Here is a 20,713-nt window from a genome sequence, read left to right as displayed (position 1 = left end):
GAAACCACTCATGTACCCGATCACGGGGGTCAACCGTCAAGACCTACTTGGGTGCTGGATCCTTGGCATCCATATCAGCCTTACCGCTCCCGGGCGAGTTCTGGTCACGTTTCGTCTGTGCTTTCACCAAGCGCACAGCTCTCTGAGCGAAACTGAGGTTCCGTACTAATCCCGTTCGATGCGTTTTAAAGTATTGATTGTGATTATAATATGCACATTTGGCAAAGTCAATACCGTTATCTGAACATTTATTTTTTTCAGACTACCATTCTTCCAGCTTAAGCTGCGGTTCCGCTTTGAGCTCCATGGAGTCGAACTCCTGCTTGTCCCACTTCAAGAAAGCGGCTGCGCCTATCATCGCAGCGTTGTCCGTACATAGGGCGTGCGGAGGCACTAGCAGCGGCACGTCCAACTGGCCGCAGCGCTCAGCAAGCGCGCTGCGTAGCCCTTTATTCGCGGCGACTCCGCCCGCGAGCAGGAGCTGTTTGGCGCCGTATTCGCGGACGGCGCGCGCCGCTTTTTCGACAAGCACGTCGATGACGGAGGCTTGGAAGCCTTTGGCGATTTGCGCGATTTGGACGGCTTCGCCGCGCATTTTGCTTTGGTTGACGACGTTCAGCACAGCGGATTTCAACCCGCTGAAGCTGAAGTCGTAAGAATCTGCCTCGAGCCACGAGCGCGGCAGCTTGATCTCGGATTCGGCTTCCTGGGCAAGCCGATCCACGTGGGGACCGCCAGGGTAGGGCAGCCCCATGGCTCTGGCGATTTTGTCGTAGGCTTCGCCGGCCGCGTCATCGCGTGTTCGCCCGATGATGCGGAATTTGCCCGGCGCCTCAAGCAGCACGAGCTCGGTATGCCCGCCGGACACGACGAGGGAAATCAGCGGATATTCCAGCTCATGCACGAGCTGATTCGCATAAATATGTCCCGCAATATGGTGAACACCGATGAGCGGCAGATCCAATGCGCAGGCCAGCGCTTTGCCTGCAACGACGCCAACCAACAGAGCCCCGATCAAGCCGGGACCCTCTGTGACGGCAATCGCTGATAGCTCCTGAAGCGATACGCCCGCTTTGTCAACGGCTTCCTCCAGCATCCACGTGATCGACTCCACGTGCTTCCGGGAAGCCACCTCAGGCACGACGCCGCCAAAACGTTGATGCGTCTCAATCTGGCTCGAAATCACGTTCGAGCGTATGATTTTACCATTTTCGACAATCGCGACAGAGGTTTCATCACAACTTGTTTCAATGGCCAAAATATAGACGGGTTTGCTAGATTTATCTGTACTTGCTTCCGTAACTTCTCGTTGTTGTTGATCCAATTTACTCACATTCTTCACCTGCCGAAAGCCTCAATCCCCGAGACTATCCTTTCTTCTCTTAGGCAAATCCGCCCACATAATGACCGCATCTTCACGATTATCGGTATAGTAACCTCTGCGTACACCAACGGAGCGGAAGCCGACTTTTTCATACAAATTTTGCGCCACGTAGTTCGATGCCCGGACCTCAAGCGTCATGCGAATCGCCCCGAGAAAAGCGGCTGTTTTCATCAACTCACGCATAAGACGCTCTCCGAGCTTACGGCCTCTGTAAGAGTCTCGGACAGCAATATTCGTTACATGCGCCTCTTCCATAATGAGCCACATGCCGCCGTATCCTGCGACTTCGCCGCCGATATCCATGATCATATAATGAGCGAACTGATTGTTCGTTAATTCATTTTCAAAAGCGCCTTTGGTCCAAGGTGTCGTAAAGGCTTCCTGCTCAATTTCACAAATAAAGGGAATATCATCCATCTGCATGGAGCGAAAAACCAACGTTTCTTCCGTTGTCTGCGGTTGATGTTGTTCCACGATCAATTCCCTCCCTTCTTCACCTGAATGCCGGCCAACAAATTCGCTTCTGCTTCCGGCAGCCTAGTGTAATTTGGCACAAACGTATGCACATCCGCCTTCTCACCCTTAGCTAATCGAGGGTAGGCAAGCGTGCCGATATACTGGGCTTCGATCCCGTAGGAAAGCTGTTCGAAGCTCCCTTTCCAATCTTGCGCAAATTGTGCAAGTTCTTCGCTGAAACCCTCCGTTTCGCCTACAAAAAGGATCTTATGCGGCGCTTGTTCAGGCTCTGCACTTGCCGCCTGCTCGAGCAGCTGTGTAAGCCAAGGTCCAATGACTCGAATACCATCCGGCAGCACTTCATGCCAATCTGCTGTTAGCACCCCTTCATCCGACATCGGCGAAACACCTGAATACGCGTAAACAGCTGTGAACGTCTGTTTGCGCCTTCCATCCAATAGCGGCACGACCCACGTGAGCCCCTTATTGCTCTTGTCCTCCTGCTTCATCGCTCCGCCAAGCGCCATCGCTTCCAAGCTGGATACTCCGATAAGATCAAGTCCCAGCGACCAGGCAAAAGTCTTGGCAACAGAAACAGCAATACGCACCCCTGTGTACGAGCCTGGGCCTTGTCCCACTGCAACAGCTTGCAGGTCTTTCGGTTTCAGCTGTAGTAGAGCCAGCAAATCTTGAATATGGGGAAGCAATCCGATAGAGTGATTCCGCTCAGCATGCGAACTTACCTCGCCCAGCATCTTTCCGTTCTCTAGAATCGCAACTGTCATCGCTGAAGATGAGGTATCGATGGCTAAGCATCGTCCTGAATAATTGGTCCGGTCTGTCATTGTAAATGTCCGTTCTCCTTCATCTGCACACACCAACTCACATACGGATCTCCGTGCGGAGTCAGGTGAAACACTCTGGTTTGATCCCCCTGAAGGGATATCGTAATGGCAAGTCGCTCCTGCGGCAGAAGATCTTCAATCAGGCTTGACCATTCAATCAAGGTCACGCCGGTTCCATAGAAGTAATCCTCCAGCCCCAGCTCGTCCGCCTCCTCTTGGGAAATGCGGTACATATCCATATGGTAGAAAGGAAGCTTAGCTCCCTCATATTCTTTAATAATTGTAAACGTGGGGGAGTTAACGTGTTCTTGAATGCCTATCGCCCTTGCAAAACCTTGCGAAAATCTCGTCTTGCCTGCTCCCAAATCACCGTCTAACGTCAGGACGGAGCCGGGAGTTAAATAGGCTGCCAACAAATTCCCAAGTAGATCCGTATCATCCTCATGTTGGGAGTAGTACGTAAATGTGGATTGAGCCAGTGATCTCATCCCTTTCTTCCGATTGCGCTTGCTGCTCCTATTATAGACTTCGCCAGCAGGCGACAGCAACCTGAAATGAAAAAAAGCCGGCCCCGAATCGTATCGGGGCCGGCTTGCCATTTCCGTCAGTGAACCTCTTCAAGCTCTTGAACGGTCACTAATCGGGAATCGGCCGGGTTTTCTTCGGCATGAACCTTAGCAAGCGCTTTGTTGGAGTCGACACTGTCGATCCAGACGGGAACGCCATTCAGTTCAACCGTAATCTTTTCATCAGCGGCTAAAATTTCCTGAGCGCGATGAAGGTTCATGGCTCATCCAATACGGATTCTGGATGATCCATCGTATCCGTTGACGTGGACTCGATTAATCCGTTATGCATGGTGACGTTGCCGCCTCCCAAGCCCTCATTAATCATACGGTCAATATCCATAAAATGATCTTCTTGACCCTGATTGCTTGTATCTTGGGTTGCATTTGAATCTTGTGCCATCCGTGAATCCCTCCTTAGCATTAGCTTTGCCTATGACAAGCTAGTTAACAATAAACTTGCATCATTAACGTACCCACTCGGAGAGCAAACCATTCTCTTAAATTGCATCCGTATAAAGGAAATAAATCAAGAGAATACTAGTACAATAAAGTTCATTTGGGGAGGAATCCAGCGATGCATACGGTTTGGAAAGGCGCTATCTCTTTCGGACTTGTACATGTGCCTGTAAAAATGTTTTCGGCTACGGAAGATAAAGACATCTCCATGCGATATATACATAAAACCTGCATAACCCCGCTAGCTTATGTACGCAAATGCCAGACTTGCGACAAGGAAGTAGAGTGGGATGAAATTACGAAAGGTTATGAATATGAACCAGGGCGATTCGTCCTTTTTGAAAAGGAAGAGTTGGAAACGATCTCAGGAGAAGCGAATAAAGAGATCAAAATTTTGGACTTCGTCAACTTGACGGATATCGATCCTGTTTATTTTCAAAAAACATACTATCTAGGCCCTGGGGATACGGGTGCGGGCGCTTATAATTTGCTGCTCGATTCGATGCGCCAAACCGGCAAAATCGGCATCGCCAAAGTTTCGATCCGCTCCAAGAGCTCCCTAGCCGCGATTCGTGTCATTGAGAACTGCTTGGCGCTTGAAACCATTTTCTACCCCGACGAAATTCGTCCCATCTCGCAAGTTCCCAACTTGCCGGAAAAGGTAACTGTGAACGAGCGGGAGTTAGACATGGCCAAAATGCTGATCAGCCAATTGTCATCTCCTTTTGAACCCGAAAAATATAAAGATGAATATCGGGGACGATTGCTGGAAGCTATCGAACACAAAATTGCGGGAGAAGAAGTGCAAGCCGCGCCTGCCCTGCAAAAAACGAGCGTTATCGACCTTATGGCTGCTCTGCAAGCGAGCCTTGACGCCACCAAGTCCCCCGATGACGGCAAAGTGACGTTGGAGCCTGATGCGACCGTTACGGAGGAAAAGAAACCAAAAGCTAAGCCGCGCGCCAAAAAAGCGAAGGAACCTGTTACTTAGAAATCACGAAAAAACCTGTCCGGTTATTGGTAACCGAACAGGCTTTTTTTCGCTAAATTTGCTTAAAATTGCACGCCTCAGGCGATACCGAAACAATAGCTTGAATGCTTGGCTGGCGTAAATTTCGCTCTCGCGTCCAGGCCATATAATTGATTTTGACCGTAATGAGAGGCTGAATCCAGATGGCTTCTTTAGACCTTTCGGGCGTGTTGATAAACGGCCTTTTCTCCAAAACCATTTTATCCGTAACTTCGGTTAACGATCTCCAATCGCTTTGCGTCAGCCTTCCGGTTCCTGCATGGCCTATGTACCAGAGCTCTCCGGCATCGTCATAAAGCCCCAGCATAACAGCATTTACTAAGTTCCCTCTCTTCGTTACCCCGCCTACGACAGCGACAAGATCATGAATATTTTTCTTTTTCATCCATCGCTTATCCTTGCCGTTAAGTTGGTATTTGCTGTTTACATCTTTGAGCACAATCCCTTCCATGTCATGCTGCTCCATCACGGCATATAGCGAGGCAGGATCGGAATGGTTAGGAACAAGCTGGATCATTTCACTCGTCGAGACGACTTTTGATAAAAGCTGCTGCCTCTGTTTTAGCGGCTGATCAACCACCCATTGTCCGTCAAGAAACAGGATGTCAAAAATCATATAAACGACGGGGACGGTTTTTAGGAGCTGTGGAATGTTCTTGGAGTTTCTTACCCCATCTCTTCGCATGATTTCATGAAAGGATGGCTTCCCGTCTTTGAGCGCAATAATTTCCCCGTCTAAAATAACGGACTTGGCTTTGCAGTAGGTTGAAATATTAGCTATCTCCGGGTATTGCATCGTTCGATCGTTTAATCTCCGGTTGATGAGACGGACTTCGTTGCCATCGAAATACGTAAGCATTCGGACCCCATCCCACTTGATTTGCGCCACCCAATCGCCAGACTCGGGCAATGCCTCTGTGCTAATCGGCTCGAAAGGAATTACAGGCGTTAGTTCCATACATTCCTCCACTTGTTTCATCGGTATTCTTATTATCGCCATTCCTGAAAAAGAAAAACCCATCAGCCTGAAGCCGGTGGGTGGAACTGTCATGGGTTGCTTATGCCGCAACCGAAGGCTGAGCCGCCTTGCGAGGTTTCAACATGGCTGCCAGGGCCAAGATCAAGCCAGCGGCAGCCATGCTAACAAGCACATACAAGCTTTGGCTCAAAGCCCCTTTGCCAGCGAAATACATGATGCTTCGAAGACCCGCAGCCGCATAGCGGAAAGGCGTCCACGAGTACAGCCAGTCAGCCGTCACTTGCGGCAGCAATTCCTGCGGCATGCCGATCACCGGCATCGAGAAGAAAAAGATGAGCACGAGCAGCAGCATCGACGGCAGTCCGATCCAGTTGAGCAGCGCCGTCTGCACGAGGAAGAATGCCACTGCCATGAGCCAGAGGTACAGCCAGGTTGCCCCCAGCTGTGCAATCGCCATGCCATACCAGGCATGCGCCATCCACAGCAAGAACGCCGATGCGACTGTAACGAGCAGCACGCCAGCTGTGAGCTGAGAGGCAACTGTACCAGCGAGGCTGTGTCTATTTTGGCCATGCTGCCTAGCGGTAACGAAGAGGAAGGCGGTTGCCACCATGCAGGCCAACCACATGATTTGCACAAGCAAGTTCGGCGCGCTGCCATTTGCATTATTCGCGCCAACGGGATGTACAACTTGCTCCGTCAATTGGAACGGATGCAAAAGTGCGTTTGCCGCAGATACCGGCATTTGCTGTGTCCGCTGTCCGACTTGGCCAAGCAATTGCCCCGACAACTGCGTGCTTATCGTGTTCGTTACCTGCTGCAGAATCATTCGGACAGCCGAGACGGCCTGCGCATTAGTCCCTTCGTTCAGCACGATACGGACAGTCGCCTGCTTAGGAGAAGATGACTGCAGCGAAGCGACACCCGAGCTTAAGTCTGTGGGGAGCACCAATGCGCCGTACACCTTCTGTTCATCAAGCAGGGTCGCAAGGTCCGCTTCCGAACTGACCTCCACCCATTTGACCGGAAGTTCTGAGATGCCCTTCAACTTCTCTTTCACCATCTCTCCAACCGCTAACGCGCTGCCATCAGGCAGTGTAGCAGGTTGATCGAGGTTGACGAGCGCCACAGGCAAATGTTGCGGTTTTGCACTTAGCACAGGACCCATTAAAGCAAGCCCGAAGACGAGAATGACAACGAAAACGACAACGAAACCTATACGGGCAGTCTTCATTTTGAAAAAAGACATGGGATTAACCTCCTAATTAATAATCAACAGTTTGTTGAATAATGACCACATTGTTGATTATAATCAGGTTTAATAAACGATCAATGCCCAATGTTTCAAGGAACTGTCGTGTAATGAACACCATCGGAAAGCACTGTTGATTATCGCTATAAAATCATTTTTCGGGGGCATTCGGACATGCTGGAGAAGTTAGACAGAAGGAAAGCGAAGACGAAACAAGCACTTCGCGACGCCTTGGTGGCGCTTATGAAAGAAAAAGGACTCGAGACCATCACCGTCAGCGATCTGACACGCCAAGCAAATATTAACCGCGGTACGTTTTATTTGCACTACAAAGACGTACTGGATTTGCGTGAACACATCAAATCTGAATTCCATGAAGGGCTGCTGCGCATCGTCGCACAGTTGGAGCCAAGGGATATGTTTAACCAAGCTTTGGAGGGCAAAGTGTATGACGGGCTTATTCGTCTCTATGAGTACTTCGACTCGCAGGCGGATTTCTTCGAGGTCATGCTCGGCCAGAATGGGGATTTGTCCTTCTCCATTTTGATGAAGGAAACCATTCACTCCCATATGTACCGCAAGCTGATTGAATCTCAGCCCCACAACATTCTGCTTGTGCCGGCCGACATCCTGATCGGCTACGTGTCTTCCGCCCACTTCGGCTTCATCCTGGAATGGATCCGAAACGGCCGGCAACAAACCCCGGCTGAGCTAGCCAAATATATGTGTAATATCATGTACCATGGCCCGCTGCGAGCACTAGGTTTCCTGCCACCTACAACGAAATAACCGCAAATAAAAAACTAAAGCGTATTACTTCGGCAAAATTGACGAAATAACACGCTTTAGTTTCTTTAATTGACACTTTTGCGATTAACGAACAAAACCAACCCAAAGGAGATCACAATAATCGACCCTGCCCAGCACCACGCGAGGGTCTGGTTCCCCGACTCCACTGCGATATAAATCGCTGTCGGCAACGTCTGCGTCTTATGCGGGATGTTGCCCGCAATCATGAGCGTTGCGCCGAATTCCCCCAACCCCCGGGCAAAACCAAGGATGTATGCGGCCGTTATCGAGCGCCACGCAAGTGGCAGCGTGATATAACGCAGCACCTGCCACTCCTTTGCTCCCGATGATCTTCCTGCATCCTCCACGTCTCTGCTGACGGAAGCAAAGCCTGTTTTCATCGTTTGATACACAAGGGGAAAAGCGACCACAATCGAAGCGATGACGGCAGCACCCCATGTAAAAATAATGGACTGATTAAATAACATCTCCATCCCTGCACCGATCCAGCTCTTTTTGCCGAGAACCACCAGCAAGATGAAGCCAACAACGGTCGGCGGCAGCACCAGAGGCAGCAGAATCGCCGTTTCGACGAAGGACTTCCCGCGGAAGCTTCGCCGCGACATTCCCCAGGCCGCCAAGCCGCCAAGAATAAGAACAAATACACTGGATACCGCCGCTACTTTCAGCGAAAGCAGGATGGGATCAAAGAAGTCACGCCAAGCGATTTGTTCCATCATTTTGGAATCGTGAAGCCGTATTTCACAAAGACATCCTGTGCTTCTTTCGTTTGAAGGTAAGCATAGAAATCCGCAGCTTCTTTGCTATGTTTGGTTGCTTTGACAATGCCGGCCGGGTATTCGATCGGCGTGTAAGTTTTGGAGTCTACGCTTAGAGCAACTTTCACTTTTTGCGAAGTCAGCGCATCGGTTTTGTAGACGAAACCAGCTTCAGCATTTCCTGATTCTACATAAGTCAGTACCTGGCGAACGTCTTTCCCCTGTACGATTTTGGCTTGCAGCCCATCCCAAAGCTTTGTTTGTGTCAGCGCTTCTTTGGCATAACTTCCTGCCGGAACGGTTTGCGGCTCGCCAATCGCAACGTGTTTAACGCCATCAGACGTTAGATCTTCCACTTTCTGAACCGCTACTTTGCCATCTGCCGGCACAACAAGCACCAATTCGTTGATCAGCAGGTTCTTTTGCTGTGCAGCGTCAATCAACTGTTTGTCAATGAGTGCTTTCATATTTTTGGTCGCTGCCGATAAAAATACGTCAGCTGGAGCTCCTTGCTCAATTTGCTGCTCAAGCGCTCCAGAAGCGCCAAAGTTATAGTTCAGCTTAATTTGTTTATTTTTAGCTTCGTAGCTCGTTTGAATTTCTTTCAAAGCATCCGTTAAGCTGGCAGCAGCAGAAATCGTCAATTCCACTTTCTCCGCCGGTGTTGAAGCTGTTGCGGCCGGTGCCGGCGATGGTGTAGCTTGTGTCGTTTGCGCCGTCGCTGCTGGAGCAGTCGCTGCCGGCTCTTTCGTACTAGCGCACCCTGTAAATACCATTGAAGTAATAACCAGAAGTAATAAAACATAACCAAATAGTCCTTTTTCAAACAAAATAACCCCTCCATCATCATTATTGTATCTATTTAAATATAAATAGCATGGTTTAGTTTCATTCTATTATATAATCATTCTTTTTTCTAGAAGGGATTAAGATTGTCTTACACCGTAGATCCGCTTATGATAGAGGATAACGAATAACCAGAGCGCCACGGAGGGTGACCATGACAGCCGATATATCCTATACCACGGAAGAGATCGCGAAGCTTTTAAAAATCTCCAAACTAACGGTCTATGATCTTATTAAAAAAGGGGATTTACCCGCCTATCGGGTAGGTAAACAAATGCGTGTAGACGCCTCGGACTTGGAGGCTTATAAAACGCGCGCCAAAGGTGATATGCTAGCTGCACCCAAAGCGGACACCGCGGAACCAGCGCCGTCAACTACATCGTCAGGCACTTCATCCGGCTTGTCATCCGTCCCCAAAAACACGCTTGTCATCACCGGACAGGATATCAGCTTGGACATTTTGGCCAAACATATCGAGAAAAAGATCCCTAACAGATGGCCTCTACGATCTTATGTCGGAAGCTTGGACAGCTTAATCGCTATGTACAGAGGGGAAACCGACATCGTCAGCACACACCTCTTGGATGGTGACACAGGCGAGTACAACATTCCTTATGTTCGCAAAATACTGATCGGCTCCTCTTACGTTGTCATCAATCTTGTCTCAAGATCGGCAGGTCTCTATGTCCAGCAAGGAAACCCCAAGAAGATTCAGGGCTGGGCTGATCTCAAGCAGAAAGGCCTTCGGCTGATTAATCGCGAAAAGGGCTCCGGCGCCCGCGTTTTGCTCGATGAGCAGCTCCGTCTGCATGGCATTTCCTATCGGGACATTATCGGCTATGAACGTGAGGAATCGAATCATATGGGCGTCGCAGGCAAAGTGGCTCTAGGGGAAGGAGATTACGGCGTAGGGATCGAAAAAGCGGCTTCTATGGTCGGTGGCGTCGATTTCATTCCGCTCATTCAAGAGCGCGTTGATCTTGTTATGCTGAAGAAACCAGAGAACCTGGCATGGATCGAACGGGTAAAAGAAGTGCTGCAATCCGAGGTTTTCCATAACGAACTACGCCCTATCCAAGGATATAATCTCTCCCAGACAGGGCGCGTTCTCTTTGAAACTTAATAGACATCTTTCGCATATCGTTTGGTACGCGACATTTCTTTCACATAACCCTCCGCTTCACTTGCACTCATGCCGCTATGCTGCTGAATGATTTGTTTCAGCGTGGCATCCACCTCTTTGGCCATTGAACTGGCGTCTCCGCAAATATAGAAGTGAGCGCCAGCCTTCAGCCATGCCCACAGCTCTGCCCCATGCTCCAGCATGCGGTGCTGAACGTAGATTTTCTCCTCTTGGTCACGGGAAAAAGCGGTATCCAGACGGTGCAGCGTTCCCTCTTGCCGCATGGTCTCCAGCTCCTCTTGGAAGTAGAAATCACACGCTGCGCGCTGTTCCCCGAAAATGAGCCAGTTCTTTCCTTTGGCCCCGGTCGCCTTACGTTCTTGAAGAAAGCCCCGGAAAGGCCCAATTCCAGTCCCCGGTCCGATCATGATCATGCCGGCGTCCGGATTGGCCGGCGGTCTGAAGTGAGCGGTCTTTTGGATAAAGAGTCCCACCTCGCCCTCGCCTTGGACGCGATCCGCCAGGAATCCGGAACAAACGCCGGTCCGCGGTTTGCCCTCGATTTCATAACGAACGGTTGATACAGTAATGTGGACTTCATCAGCTTTCGCTTTTGGACTGGAGGAAATGGAATACAAGCGAGGCTGCAGCGGTTTTAACACTTGTAGAAGTTCCTCTGCGGAGATAGCTTTACTCATTGGATATGCTTGCAGCACATCAACCAATTGGCGGCCCCAAAGCCACTTTTTCAGTTCCGCTTTATTTTGCAATAAGTTACCCAGTATTCCGCTATGGGCACGTTCCTGGATGAACTCCATTATCGCCGGAGTGACCCTGGCAAGTTCGAAGTGACGGCGAAGCGCCTCGGTGACGGTCATTTGCCCTTTGTCTTTTACCGTCACCTGTGTCGATGGATCCACCTTAACGGCTTCCAAAATATCAGAGACCATCCTCGGATCATTGGTTGGCCATACGCCAAGCGCATCCCCGGCCTCGTAAGACATCCCGCTGCCCGCGAGATCGAAAACATAGTGACGGGTTTCTTTTTCGGAACCTTCTCCGTTCAAAAGCCTGCTCTTTACTACTCGTGTAGTTAAAGGATGATTGCGGTCATAGGTCACTTGGGTTTCGGTTGTAACCGTAGCAGCCGGTTCACTTAGTTTCGTCACAACGGCTTTCATCCACGCTGCGGCTTGTTCCTCGTAATCCGTATCACAGTCGACCCGCCCGTTAAGGCGTTTAGCGCCCAACTGCTCCAAACGCGCATCCAAATTGCGCCCAAAGCCGCAAAACAGATCATAGTTGGAATCCCCGAAGGCCAGGACGGAGTAATGCAGTTCAGGCAAACGTGTCATTGCTTCTCCTTTTAGCGCGTTCCAGAAGCTCTCCCCATTATCCGGCGGATCTCCGGCACCGAACGTGCTAACCAAGAAGAAAACGTAACGTTCCGCGCTTAAATCGGCCATTGCATAGGCGTTCATATTCATCAGACGCACGTTGTAGCCGGCTTCTTGCATTGTCTGCGCGCATTGGATAGCTGCCCCTTCTGCGTTCCCTGTTTGGGAGGCCCACAGTATCGTCACCGATTCTTTATCAGACTGCGTTGTTTCTGCTGCTTTCACTTCCGGCGGGGTCTCCGGCGTTATTACAGGCAGCGCTATGGTTTCTGGAAGGTAAGTGCGAGAGAACATACCAGCCAGCATACCATCCAGCCAATACCGTTTGGATGCCTCCAAAGGCGCTGTAGGAGGCAGAACAGGAATACCTGGCACCTGACGTGAATCTTCCGCACGGAGACTTGTCAAAAATCCGGAAAGATACATCTTCTCATGATTATCCAGCGCCACCGGCGGTGAGGATTGAATGCCGAGCATCGTTGCAAGTGTATCGATAGGTGCCATCGTAGCCATCTTCACTTCCTCCTTCTGTTTAGCTAGTGAAACCGCACAATACTTGAGTTCCGGTTGAAAAGAGATGCCGTCAACCGCATCACTTGTCACCTCGTTAATGGCCAGCTTCTCTCCGAATGCATCATTCCAATGAAAAGGAGCGAAGCAGTTCCCCGGCCTCACGCGATCGGTAATGACCGCAGGCAGAACGGCAAGTCCGCGACGCGAACGAATTTCTATTTTGTCCTGCTCCTTGACGCCAAGCGACTCGGCATCCTCAGGGTGAATTTCGAGAAAGGGACCGGGGTTCAGCTTATTCAGCGTCGGTATTTTGCCCGTCTTCGTCATGGTATGCCATTGATGCTGCAACCGGCCCGTATTCAACACGAAGCTGTAATCGGAGTCCGGCATCTCCGCCGGCGGCAAATAGGGCCGGGCCAAAAATATCCCTTTCCCGCTTTCCGTTGCAAAAACGATGCGCGGACGTGTTCCATCCGTAAGTTCCTTCAAATGCTGGCTGACCCCATCATTCAAGTAACGAATCGGATTGCGATCATTCCGGCTGTCCGGCGCAATCGGCCACTGCACTGGTTTTTCGCGCAGCCGTTCATAAGAGGCTCCCCGGATATCGTAGCCGGTCTTAGGATTCCACGCCCGCTGAATCTCCTGATACACTTCCGCCGAGGTCGTGTAAGTGAATGCAGAGGAATACCCCATCTCGCAAGCAACCTTGGCGATGATTTGCCAATCCGCCATCGCTTCGCCGGGCGGCTCGACCGCTTTCTCCATCAGCGTCAAATTCCGCTCGGAGTTAATCATGACGCCTTCGGTCTCCGCCCACAAAGCACCGGGAAGCAGGATATCCGCATAAGGATTCGTCTCTGTTTCATAGAAGGCATCCTGCGCGATGACGAGCTCAGCGGCCTCAAGGCCTGCGATCACATTCTTGCGGTTAGGCACTGTCGCGACCGGATTTGTACAAATAATCCAGCAGGCTTTGATATCTCCGGCCCGCATGCTTTCGAACATGGACACTGTGCCTGTGCCTACTTCGGTTTTCAACGTTCCACGCGGTACTTCCCACATATCTTCGATAAAGTCCCTGTCGGCCGGCGCCAGCACAGATCGCTGCCCTGGCAATCCAGGGCCCATATATCCCATCTCCCGGCCCCCCATGGCGTTGGGTTGCCCCGTAAGGGAGAAGGGCCCGCTTCCTGGTCGACAGATGGCGCCTGTTGCCAGATGCAGGTTGCAGATGGCATTGGTATGCCAAGTTCCGTGTGTACTCTGGTTCAGCCCCATCGTCCAGCACGTCATCCATTCCGGCGACTCGCCAATCCATAATGCCGCTTGACGAATGTCCGCTTCGGGGATGCCGGTTAGTTCAGAAACTTTATCCGGCGTGTAGTCTTCCAGGAATGCCGGCATACTTTCCCATCCGGACGTGAACTCCGCTATAAAAGCCGGGTCCGTATGGCCATTCTTTACAAGCAAATGCAGCAGGCCATTCAGAAGCGCAAGATCAGTCCCAGGTTTAATTTGCATATAAAGCCCTGCTTTGTCTGCTGTCGCGTTACGGCGGGGGTCCACCACAATCAGTTTGGCTCCCGCTTTCACCCGATCCATCATTCGCAGAAAGAGAATGGGATGGCAATCCGCCATATTGGCGCCAATGACGAAAAACAAATCCGTGCGGTCCATGTCCTGATACGATCCCGGCGGACCATCCGCCCCGAGCGACAGCTTGTAGCCACTGCCTGCGCTAGCCATACATAAGCGGGAGTTGGATTCAATGTTATTGGTTCGGATAAAGCCTTTCGCCAGCTTGTTAACCAGATATTGCGCCTCCAGCGACATTTGGCCCGACACATAAAAAGACATGGCATCCGGGCCGTACTTGTCAACAATAGAACGCAGACGCTTCGCCGTCTCCTTGATGGCATCCGCCATCCCGGTTTTGACAGGTTCTTTCTTACGCGCTAAACGTTTATATGCGTATTCCATCCGCCCAGACTCTGCGATAGCTTGCGCACAAGTATTGCCCTTAGTGCACAAACGGCCGAAATTAGTCGGATGCTCTTTATCACCCGTCACCTTGAGCACGCGGTTTCCGGATACCTCAAGCACAATTCCGCAGCCAACACCGCAATAGGGACAGACGCTTTTCACTTTGTTCGTTGTCATGTTGGTTCACCAGCGCTAACGTGCAGGATGCACGCAATTAATTTTTGTATAAATGTAAGAAAAGTGACATCACCGCAAACCAATTATCCTTACTTACTACAAAATATATATCGCATTGCGATAAAAATCAAGTCGTTATGTTAATTTACATAACATTTAAACACCTAATTTTCAAACGATGAAGGAAGATCATTTAATTTAATGTTAATTTATATAACATTAATCCTCTTCAGGGAATTCCAAAAGCCCGATATTCATCAATTCATTCATATGAATCTCTGAAAGGTCCTCCAGCAGGCGCATGCCGGACTCCGACAAACGGATAAATATGCTCCGCCCGTCATCCGGATTAGGCACACGATACACCAATTGAAGCTGTTCACAACGGTTAATTAATTCCACACAGGCGTGCGGAGTAACTTGCAAGCGCTCGGCAAGCTCCTTTGGCGTTGCATAATCCCGCCCCGGAAACCCCATGATCGCCAGCATCAACTGATGATTCTGCGGAGTGAGCCCATGCGCTCTCGCCGCTGACTCACTGAAATGAATAAACTTTCGGATCTGATATCGAAATAAAGCTAGCTGCTCGTAGACCGCTTTGGGTAATCGTTCTTTGGACATATCTGCACCTCGAAAATAAGATACATCATTTTAACACACTACTTCGATTTAAAGGTACGGTTTGGTCCCCTTTATCAAATCTTTGATTTAAGCATTGACAAATGATAGAGGAACTATGAAAATGTTGAAGAAATCCGAGTCGGGAGGAACACATGATTTATTTGGCGGTCTTTATTTTCTTACTTACCATTACATTCGTCATCTGGCAGCCACGGGGACTCAATATCGGCTACTCCGCTTCGGCAGGCGCCTTATTGGCACTGATTTTTCAAGTTGTTTCTCTGCAGGACGTCGCCACCGTAACAGGGATCGTTTGGAATGCGACCTTGGCTTTTGTCGGCATTATTCTGATCTCGCTCATCCTAGATAACATAGGTTTCTTCGAGTGGGCAGCCCTGCATATGGCGCGTATGGCCAAGGGCAATGGCAAACGCATGTTCATCTACGTCATTCTGCTGGGAGCCGCAGTTTCGGCCTTCTTCGCCAATGATGGTGCTGCGCTCATCTTGACGCCTATTGTGCTCGCCATGGTTCGGGCTTTAAAATTTCCGGATAAAATGATTCTCCCCTTCATCATGGCCAGCGGGTTTATCGCGGATACAACTTCCATCCCGTTCGTCGTCAGCAATTTGGTGAATATTGTTTCGGCCGACTTTTTCAATATTGATTTTACGACTTATGCCAGCCGGATGTTCGTCACCAGCCTTTTTTCATTAGGAGCAAGCCTGCTGGTGCTGTATCTATACTTCAGAAAAGATATTCCTGCGGATTATGACGGGACTCATCTCAAAGATCCATCTGCCGCCATTCGAGATCCTCGGCTTTTTCGACTGTCCTGGGTCATTCTGGGTGTCCTTCTAGCGGCATATTTGGCCAGCGGGTTCGTTAAAATCCCTGTTTCCTTCATTGTAGGAATCGCTGCGCTCGTCTTCCTCCTGCTTGCCCGCAGCAGTAAGGCTATCCAAACGAAACAGATCGTCAAAGACGCTCCATGGGCTATCGTTATTTTTTCAATTGGCATGTATGTCGTCGTTTATGGCTTAAAAAATGCCGGCTTAACCGATGCATTAGGAGAAGTAATTGAAGTTATTTCGGGGTATGGTTTGTTGGCCGCCTCTGTAGGCATGGGGTTCCTGTCCGCTATTCTCTCTTCGATTATGAATAATTTGCCGACCGTATTGATTGGCGCACTAGCGGTAAATGGCACGGGGACTGACGGCGTGATTCGGGAAGCTCTCATTTATGCCAATGTGATCGGGTCGGATTTGGGTCCTAAAATGACACCGATCGGGTCGCTGGCGACACTGCTCTGGCTCCATGTTCTTTCGAAAAAAGGGGTAACGATCACATGGGGGACTTATTTTAGAATCGGTATCGTGCTTACCATCCCTACGCTGCTCATCACTTTACTTGGTCTATATCTGTGGTTGAAGGTTATTACCTAGGGGCTGCATGACGTTTGTATTTCTGTCCACACTATAAGAATGAGCAGATTACCGTTGAAGCAGCCCCTAACCCCGGGGCGCCCATAACATGATGGAAACACCGATGACACAGACTGCCGCTCCGGTCCAGTCGTAAAGGTCCGGTGTTTTTTTGTCGATGACCCACCCCCATAATACCGCTAGTATGATAAAAACTCCGCCATAAGCAGCGTACACCCGACCAAAGGAGGGAAAGCTCTGCAAGGTTGGAATAACCCCATATACGATGAGGATGATACTTCCCACGATACCGTACCACAGAGGCTTGGATTCCCGCAGCCATAGCCAAACCAGATAACCCCCGCCAATTTCCGCTAGCCCTGCGATAACAAAGATCAATATGGATAACAACACAATCTCATTCTCCTCACTGATGACGATTCCGCCAAGTCACACCTTGGCATTTGAAGCCATCATCTGAAATTTGCCCTGTCTTGTCAAGGAATTCCCCGATTTATACGCCTTCCCAATTTCGCCGAGGAAGACAGCTAACTATCGGCGCCGGGCACTGGATGGAGAAGGCCCTCATGTCGGGAACTACATGGCGCTATTTTGGCAAAAATCGCGGATTCCGCATATGAAGGGAACTACAGGCTCTTTTTTCAGCGAAATGAGCCAAAATCTCGCCTATAGTTGCGAAATAAGAGATCACAGTTCCCCTTCGCAGGCTCACACGCTTATTTCCCGTTAAATAACGCCGCATAGTTCCCTTGACCTCATCCCGCGGCACGCATAAACGAACAAGCCGCACCATGAACCCGTACGTTCATAAGGCGGCTTATTCGTTTTCATAGGCAGCGTTCTAGGAGGTGCCCAATATCTTCTTCCCGCGCGGCTGCAGCCCGTTAGGATCGGGCTCAAGCGTAACGCCGAAAGAGTCGATCTGAAAGTCCTTGCCTTTTACCGGAATGCTATAAGTCAACACCCCTGTGCCTTTCTCATCAACGCGCAGTGTTCCGCAGTTGTACCGCTTCCCGTTCCGGTTGAACCATACTTGGTACGCCATATCTCCCTTTGTCTCTTGGAGGCCTTGCAAATTAATGACCACGTTGTGCACATCGCCGTTCTGAAGCACCCATGCCGTCCCTGAAGCCGTTGGCATTGTACTCTCAACGGACTTTAATTGGAACGTATGCATGATTTCTGCCGGCTCACTTAAACCCGGATTCGCGGATAGGGCTGAATTCTTCGGTTGGCTGCTCCACCAAATGCCTACTGCCAATCCTAAGATAATCGCAGCGGACAACCCGTATATCCATTTGTATGACCGTTTTTTCTTACTTGTTATCGTCTTAAGCTTAGCCGGTGGCAAGATGGACTGCATGACCTCCTGCTTTAGGTCCGGCGGCAGCTCCACTTCTTCCATTTCAAAAGGCAAAGCCTGCCAAACATCCTGCAGGTCTCTTAATTCTTCGCGGCAGCTGGCACAAGTTCGCAGATGCCGCTCGAAAGCCGTGCGTTCTAGCTCTGTGCAATCGCCGGTCAAATAGTTGACCAAATCATTGCAATCGACAGTTTCATGTTCTTTCATGACGTCATCCCTCCCTCAGTGATGTCAGATGCTTACGAAGTATTTTTAAACATTGATGCAGACGGCTTTTGATCGTGCCCACCGGCTCGTTGGTTTGAGAGGCTATCTCACTTAACGAATAACCTTGCCAATACATCATATCGATCAATTGAATCTGGCTCTCGGACAAATGCACGTATGCCTCGTGAATTTGCTCCCCGATCCATTTGCGCGAGATCACGGACTCCGGATCCGGAGCGTCGGAAACAAGGGAATGTTCCCATTCTCTGGGTTCAAAACGGACCACTTGCTCAAGTCTTCGTTTCTTCCTTAAATAATCAATCGTTATATTCCTCGTAACGGTAATAATCCAATTTACAAAGCCGCCTTTGCTTGCGTCATATCCCTTCTCCGTCGTCCAGAGCCGCGTAAAAACAAGCTGAACAATTTCTCTAGCCGCCTGTTCCTCTTTCAAGGACTTCAGCGCAAAGGAGTACACAAGCTTTGCATAACGATCGTAAAGCTCTTCCAATGCAGGATGGTGCTTACCCAAGACCAACTTCATGAGTTCGGCATCCGTTCGATTTCGCATATTCGGCACACTCCGAGTGGAAATAAAGTTAATACTACTACCTTATCTCCCCGCATGTTGTCTTGGCAATAGATTTATAGAAAAAGAAAACCCCGGCATCGCTGAGCTTGCCAGCATGCCGGAGCGTTCGAAAGCTGTCTTATTTATCTTGCTTCTGTCTTGGCCGGGTCGAGAACGAACCAGACTTTGCCTACATTTTGTCCTGTCGTTTCACCAGGAAGATGATCTTTCACCCAGTAGTAAAGCGGCCAGCCTTTGTAAGTGCTTTGCTTTTTACCGTCAGCTCGCGTCAGCACACCGAAATCACTTGAAGTAAGATCCGCGGAAACCGTCAGGTTCTCGTCGTAGAAGATCGGCCAATTTACCAAACAAGGGCCTACGCAGGAGTTAGGATCAGCTTTATCTTTGGTGAACAAGTACAGAGCCATGCCGTTTTGATCGACTAAGTAAGTACCTAGCGCATCGGATTTACTTGTTTTTACAGAGGAATTCACAGCTTTTGTGCCACTAAATTTTGCAGGATCAATCACGTACCAAACATGGCCAACATCCTGTCCTGTTGTGTCTCCCATTTTCTTGTCATCTACCCAGTAATATAACGGGAATCCTTGGTACGTCGTTTGCAAGCTGCCATCTGCGCGGACCAAGGTGCCGAAATCAGCCGAGTTCACTCCCGTAGGGGCGGATATTGCACTTGAGTAGAAAACAGGCCATTTCTCCAAGCATTTGCCCGAACAATTACTAACGCCTTTCGTGTCTTTATCATAGTCATACAGCGCCATCCCGTGAGCATCGGTCAAATAATTGCCAAGATCAGGCTTCGTGCCAATCGCAATTCCGCCATTCGAAGGCTTAATCACGAACCAGACTTTGCCTACATTATCGCCAACCGTATCGCCCGCTTTCTGATCCTTCGCGAAGTAATAGAGCGGCCACCCTTTGTAAGTGAGCTGATCCTTGCCGTCAGTACGCGTGAAAACGCCGAAGTCGGCCGCGCTGAACTCAGCGGGAACCGTAAAATTATTGGCATTGAAAATCGGCCAGTTCGCCAAACAAGCGTCTACGCAAGAATTAACATCTGCTACATCTTTAGTAAAATAATATAAAGTCATCCCTTTGGCATCTGTTAAATAACTTCCTAACGTATCGCTCATCTTCAAGTCAAGCGCCGGAGTTTCGAGACTGCTTAGTTTACTCGCATTAATTTTGCCTTTGTCGCTTAGGTCTACCGCCAGTGTTTTGGATGACCCTTTGATTGGCGCTTTTAACGCCTCGATCGTAGCGGCCGCGATATGTAGGTTCTTGAATGATTGCACACCAGCAATCTTGGACAAACCATTTTTGGCTGCAAACGTAATAACATCATCGTACTGGAAATCAGTGCCTTGCCCGTAGCCAAGGGATTCCAGCAAAACTTTGTAATACTGCTGCGCTGTAATACCGGCCATAGGTTCGAAAGTATCGGCACCCGTTCCTTGCCAGCCCAGAGCGGGATTCGCTTTCAAATAGCCAAGAATCGCTTGATTCTCCTTGGAAACGCCGCTTGCATCCTTAAAGTTGTCAGTCCCCTTATAAGCCAGCGCCTCGGATTCCAAACCTTTCAACCTCAGAGACATCACCGCCGCTTGCAGTCTTGTCGTCGATTTGTTCAAATATTCCGCGGTCAAACCGCTGCCGTCTCCTTGCAGAATGCCCAAGTCTCCCGCAATATCCGTTTCGGATTTCACGTTCAGCGGTTCCGCCGCCGCGGCTGATAAAGCCGTAGCGCCTGCTGCTAGCCCTAATAATACAAGGGAAGATAAGATTACTTTTTTCACATTAACCATGCGCGATGACTCCTCCTTATTTTTGCTACTTAAGGTAACGTAGCTCAGGCATAGGCGGTTTGATTATTTTTAAAAATAAATTAAAAAAACCCCTTCACT

At 49.7% G+C, this 20,713-nt stretch carries 20 protein-coding genes and 1 other annotated feature (1 of these 21 cut by a window edge); of the genes, 4 read left to right on the top strand and 16 right to left on the bottom strand.

The genetic code is table 11. The features are described 5' to 3' along the window. Positions 1-188, bottom strand: a binding site (T-box leader); it reaches 63 nt to the left of the window's first position. Between the two features lie 74 nt (positions 189-262). The 6 genes from tsaD to AC3WTJ_RS15160 all read right to left on the bottom strand — a co-directional run bounded on the left by tsaD (position 263) and on the right by AC3WTJ_RS15160 (position 3,654). Continuing rightward, positions 263-1,324 carry a tRNA (adenosine(37)-N6)-threonylcarbamoyltransferase complex transferase subunit TsaD gene (gene tsaD, locus AC3WTJ_RS15185; RefSeq protein ID WP_492522706.1) on the bottom strand — a complete coding sequence of 354 codons (1,062 nt, stop codon included), beginning with the start codon at positions 1,322-1,324 and terminating at the stop codon, positions 263-265. A gap of 30 nt (positions 1,325-1,354) precedes the next feature. Continuing rightward, positions 1,355-1,858 (bottom strand): ribosomal protein S18-alanine N-acetyltransferase, encoded by a 504-nt coding sequence (rimI, locus tag AC3WTJ_RS15180; protein ID WP_492522482.1) that lies wholly within the window; start codon positions 1,856-1,858, stop codon positions 1,355-1,357. Between the two features lie 2 nt (positions 1,859-1,860). After that, positions 1,861-2,685 (bottom strand): tRNA (adenosine(37)-N6)-threonylcarbamoyltransferase complex dimerization subunit type 1 TsaB, encoded by an 825-nt coding sequence (tsaB, locus tag AC3WTJ_RS15175; RefSeq protein ID WP_492522481.1) that lies wholly within the window; start codon positions 2,683-2,685, stop codon positions 1,861-1,863. Next, positions 2,682-3,173, bottom strand: a complete 492-nt coding sequence (gene tsaE / locus AC3WTJ_RS15170) for a tRNA (adenosine(37)-N6)-threonylcarbamoyltransferase complex ATPase subunit type 1 TsaE (protein ID WP_492522705.1) — start codon at positions 3,171-3,173, stop codon at positions 2,682-2,684. The genes tsaB and tsaE overlap by 4 nt, the downstream gene beginning before the upstream one ends. A 116-nt stretch (positions 3,174-3,289) precedes the next feature. Continuing rightward, entirely contained in the window at positions 3,290-3,472 is a 183-nt protein-coding gene (locus AC3WTJ_RS15165) for an H-type small acid-soluble spore protein (protein WP_315953766.1), read from the bottom strand. After that, positions 3,469-3,654: a hypothetical protein gene (locus tag AC3WTJ_RS15160; RefSeq protein ID WP_127453534.1), complete on the bottom strand. Its 186-nt coding sequence runs from the start codon at positions 3,652-3,654 to the stop codon at positions 3,469-3,471. Before AC3WTJ_RS15160 ends, AC3WTJ_RS15165 begins: the two co-directional genes overlap by 4 nt. Before the next feature lie 174 nt (positions 3,655-3,828). Between AC3WTJ_RS15160 and ku the strand changes: the two genes are divergently transcribed. Next, a complete protein-coding gene (gene ku, locus AC3WTJ_RS15155; RefSeq protein WP_492522480.1) occupies positions 3,829-4,701 on the top strand; it encodes a non-homologous end joining protein Ku in 873 nt (290 codons plus the stop codon). 52 nt (positions 4,702-4,753) lie between these two features. On the opposite strand, the gene AC3WTJ_RS15150 is transcribed toward ku, so the two are convergent. Both AC3WTJ_RS15150 and AC3WTJ_RS15145 read right to left on the bottom strand, forming a co-directional pair. Continuing rightward, positions 4,754-5,698, bottom strand: coding sequence for an ATP-dependent DNA ligase (locus tag AC3WTJ_RS15150; protein ID WP_492522479.1), 945 nt, complete (start codon positions 5,696-5,698; stop codon positions 4,754-4,756). 100 nt (positions 5,699-5,798) lie between these two features. Next, complete coding sequence (locus AC3WTJ_RS15145; protein ID WP_492522478.1) at positions 5,799-6,968, bottom strand: YhgE/Pip domain-containing protein; 1,170 nt, start codon at positions 6,966-6,968, stop codon at positions 5,799-5,801. A 177-nt stretch (positions 6,969-7,145) separates the two neighbouring features. On the opposite strand from AC3WTJ_RS15145, the gene AC3WTJ_RS15140 reads away from it, so the two are divergent. Continuing rightward, complete coding sequence (locus AC3WTJ_RS15140; RefSeq protein WP_492522477.1) at positions 7,146-7,760, top strand: TetR/AcrR family transcriptional regulator; 615 nt, start codon at positions 7,146-7,148, stop codon at positions 7,758-7,760. Between the two features lie 65 nt (positions 7,761-7,825). Here the strand turns inward: AC3WTJ_RS15140 and modB are convergent, their stop codons facing one another. Then, positions 7,826-8,497: a molybdate ABC transporter permease subunit gene (gene modB, locus AC3WTJ_RS15135; RefSeq protein ID WP_492522704.1), complete on the bottom strand. Its 672-nt coding sequence runs from the start codon at positions 8,495-8,497 to the stop codon at positions 7,826-7,828. Continuing rightward, the gene (gene modA / locus AC3WTJ_RS15130) at positions 8,497-9,315 is read right to left on the bottom strand and encodes a molybdate ABC transporter substrate-binding protein (protein WP_492522703.1); all 819 of its coding nucleotides are present in this window, start codon (positions 9,313-9,315) and stop codon (positions 8,497-8,499) included. The genes modB and modA overlap by 1 nt, the downstream gene beginning before the upstream one ends. 224 nt (positions 9,316-9,539) lie before the next feature. Here modA and AC3WTJ_RS15125 point away from each other — a divergent pair, with 224 nt between their 5' ends. Then, a complete protein-coding gene (locus AC3WTJ_RS15125) occupies positions 9,540-10,508 on the top strand; it encodes a helix-turn-helix transcriptional regulator (protein WP_492522476.1) in 969 nt (322 codons plus the stop codon). Here AC3WTJ_RS15125 and AC3WTJ_RS15120 read toward each other — a convergent pair. Next, complete coding sequence (locus AC3WTJ_RS15120) at positions 10,505-14,581, bottom strand: sulfite reductase subunit alpha (RefSeq protein WP_492522475.1); 4,077 nt, start codon at positions 14,579-14,581, stop codon at positions 10,505-10,507. The genes AC3WTJ_RS15125 and AC3WTJ_RS15120 overlap by 4 nt on opposite strands. 219 nt (positions 14,582-14,800) lie before the next feature. Further along, on the bottom strand, positions 14,801-15,202 hold the full coding sequence (locus tag AC3WTJ_RS15115; protein WP_492522474.1) for a MarR family winged helix-turn-helix transcriptional regulator: 402 nt from the start codon (positions 15,200-15,202) through the stop codon (positions 14,801-14,803). Between the two features lie 152 nt (positions 15,203-15,354). Between AC3WTJ_RS15115 and AC3WTJ_RS15110 the strand changes: the two genes are divergently transcribed. After that, complete coding sequence (locus AC3WTJ_RS15110) at positions 15,355-16,647, top strand: arsenic transporter (RefSeq protein ID WP_492522473.1); 1,293 nt, start codon at positions 15,355-15,357, stop codon at positions 16,645-16,647. Between the two features lie 66 nt (positions 16,648-16,713). Here AC3WTJ_RS15110 and AC3WTJ_RS15105 read toward each other — a convergent pair whose 3' ends face one another. From AC3WTJ_RS15105 to AC3WTJ_RS15090, 4 genes are all read right to left on the bottom strand, one after another. After that, positions 16,714-17,040, bottom strand: coding sequence for a YnfA family protein (locus AC3WTJ_RS15105; protein WP_492522472.1), 327 nt, complete (start codon positions 17,038-17,040; stop codon positions 16,714-16,716). 448 nt (positions 17,041-17,488) lie between these two features. Continuing rightward, positions 17,489-18,217: an anti-sigma factor domain-containing protein gene (locus AC3WTJ_RS15100; protein ID WP_492522471.1), complete on the bottom strand. Its 729-nt coding sequence runs from the start codon at positions 18,215-18,217 to the stop codon at positions 17,489-17,491. 4 nt (positions 18,218-18,221) lie between these two features. Continuing rightward, on the bottom strand, positions 18,222-18,788 hold the full coding sequence (locus tag AC3WTJ_RS15095) for a sigma-70 family RNA polymerase sigma factor (RefSeq protein ID WP_127453570.1): 567 nt from the start codon (positions 18,786-18,788) through the stop codon (positions 18,222-18,224). Positions 18,789-18,931: 143 nt separating this feature from the next. Next, positions 18,932-20,614 carry a hypothetical protein gene (locus AC3WTJ_RS15090; RefSeq protein WP_492522470.1) on the bottom strand — a complete coding sequence of 561 codons (1,683 nt, stop codon included), beginning with the start codon at positions 20,612-20,614 and terminating at the stop codon, positions 18,932-18,934. Positions 20,615-20,713 lie beyond the last annotated feature (99 nt).

It is taken from the genome of Paenibacillus sp. FW101-FHT12H11 (assembly GCF_058790355.1).
The sequence above is the reverse complement of the archived record's forward strand: the minus strand, read 5'-3'. Positions and strand labels throughout refer to the sequence as shown.

Coding starts and splice junctions, on each gene's coding strand:
- modA (WP_492522703.1), bottom strand. CDS start 9,315: ATGGTATTTACAGGGTGCGCTAGTACGAAAGAGCCGGCAGCGACTGCT.
- ku (WP_492522480.1), top strand. CDS start 3,829: ATGCATACGGTTTGGAAAGGCGCTATCTCTTTCGGACTTGTACATGTG.
- tsaE (WP_492522705.1), bottom strand. CDS start 3,173: ATGAGATCACTGGCTCAATCCACATTTACGTACTACTCCCAACATGAG.
- AC3WTJ_RS15090 (WP_492522470.1), bottom strand. CDS start 20,614: ATGGTTAATGTGAAAAAAGTAATCTTATCTTCCCTTGTATTATTAGGG.
- AC3WTJ_RS15140 (WP_492522477.1), top strand. CDS start 7,146: ATGCTGGAGAAGTTAGACAGAAGGAAAGCGAAGACGAAACAAGCACTT.
- AC3WTJ_RS15100 (WP_492522471.1), bottom strand. CDS start 18,217: ATGAAAGAACATGAAACTGTCGATTGCAATGATTTGGTCAACTATTTG.
- AC3WTJ_RS15115 (WP_492522474.1), bottom strand. CDS start 15,202: ATGTCCAAAGAACGATTACCCAAAGCGGTCTACGAGCAGCTAGCTTTA.
- tsaB (WP_492522481.1), bottom strand. CDS start 2,685: ATGACAGACCGGACCAATTATTCAGGACGATGCTTAGCCATCGATACC.
- AC3WTJ_RS15110 (WP_492522473.1), top strand. CDS start 15,355: ATGATTTATTTGGCGGTCTTTATTTTCTTACTTACCATTACATTCGTC.
- AC3WTJ_RS15160 (WP_127453534.1), bottom strand. CDS start 3,654: ATGGCACAAGATTCAAATGCAACCCAAGATACAAGCAATCAGGGTCAA.
- AC3WTJ_RS15120 (WP_492522475.1), bottom strand. CDS start 14,581: ATGACAACGAACAAAGTGAAAAGCGTCTGTCCCTATTGCGGTGTTGGC.
- AC3WTJ_RS15150 (WP_492522479.1), bottom strand. CDS start 5,698: ATGGAACTAACGCCTGTAATTCCTTTCGAGCCGATTAGCACAGAGGCA.
- AC3WTJ_RS15165 (WP_315953766.1), bottom strand. CDS start 3,472: ATGAACCTTCATCGCGCTCAGGAAATTTTAGCCGCTGATGAAAAGATT.
- modB (WP_492522704.1), bottom strand. CDS start 8,497: ATGGAACAAATCGCTTGGCGTGACTTCTTTGATCCCATCCTGCTTTCG.
- AC3WTJ_RS15095 (WP_127453570.1), bottom strand. CDS start 18,788: ATGCGAAATCGAACGGATGCCGAACTCATGAAGTTGGTCTTGGGTAAG.
- AC3WTJ_RS15125 (WP_492522476.1), top strand. CDS start 9,540: ATGACAGCCGATATATCCTATACCACGGAAGAGATCGCGAAGCTTTTA.
- AC3WTJ_RS15145 (WP_492522478.1), bottom strand. CDS start 6,968: ATGTCTTTTTTCAAAATGAAGACTGCCCGTATAGGTTTCGTTGTCGTT.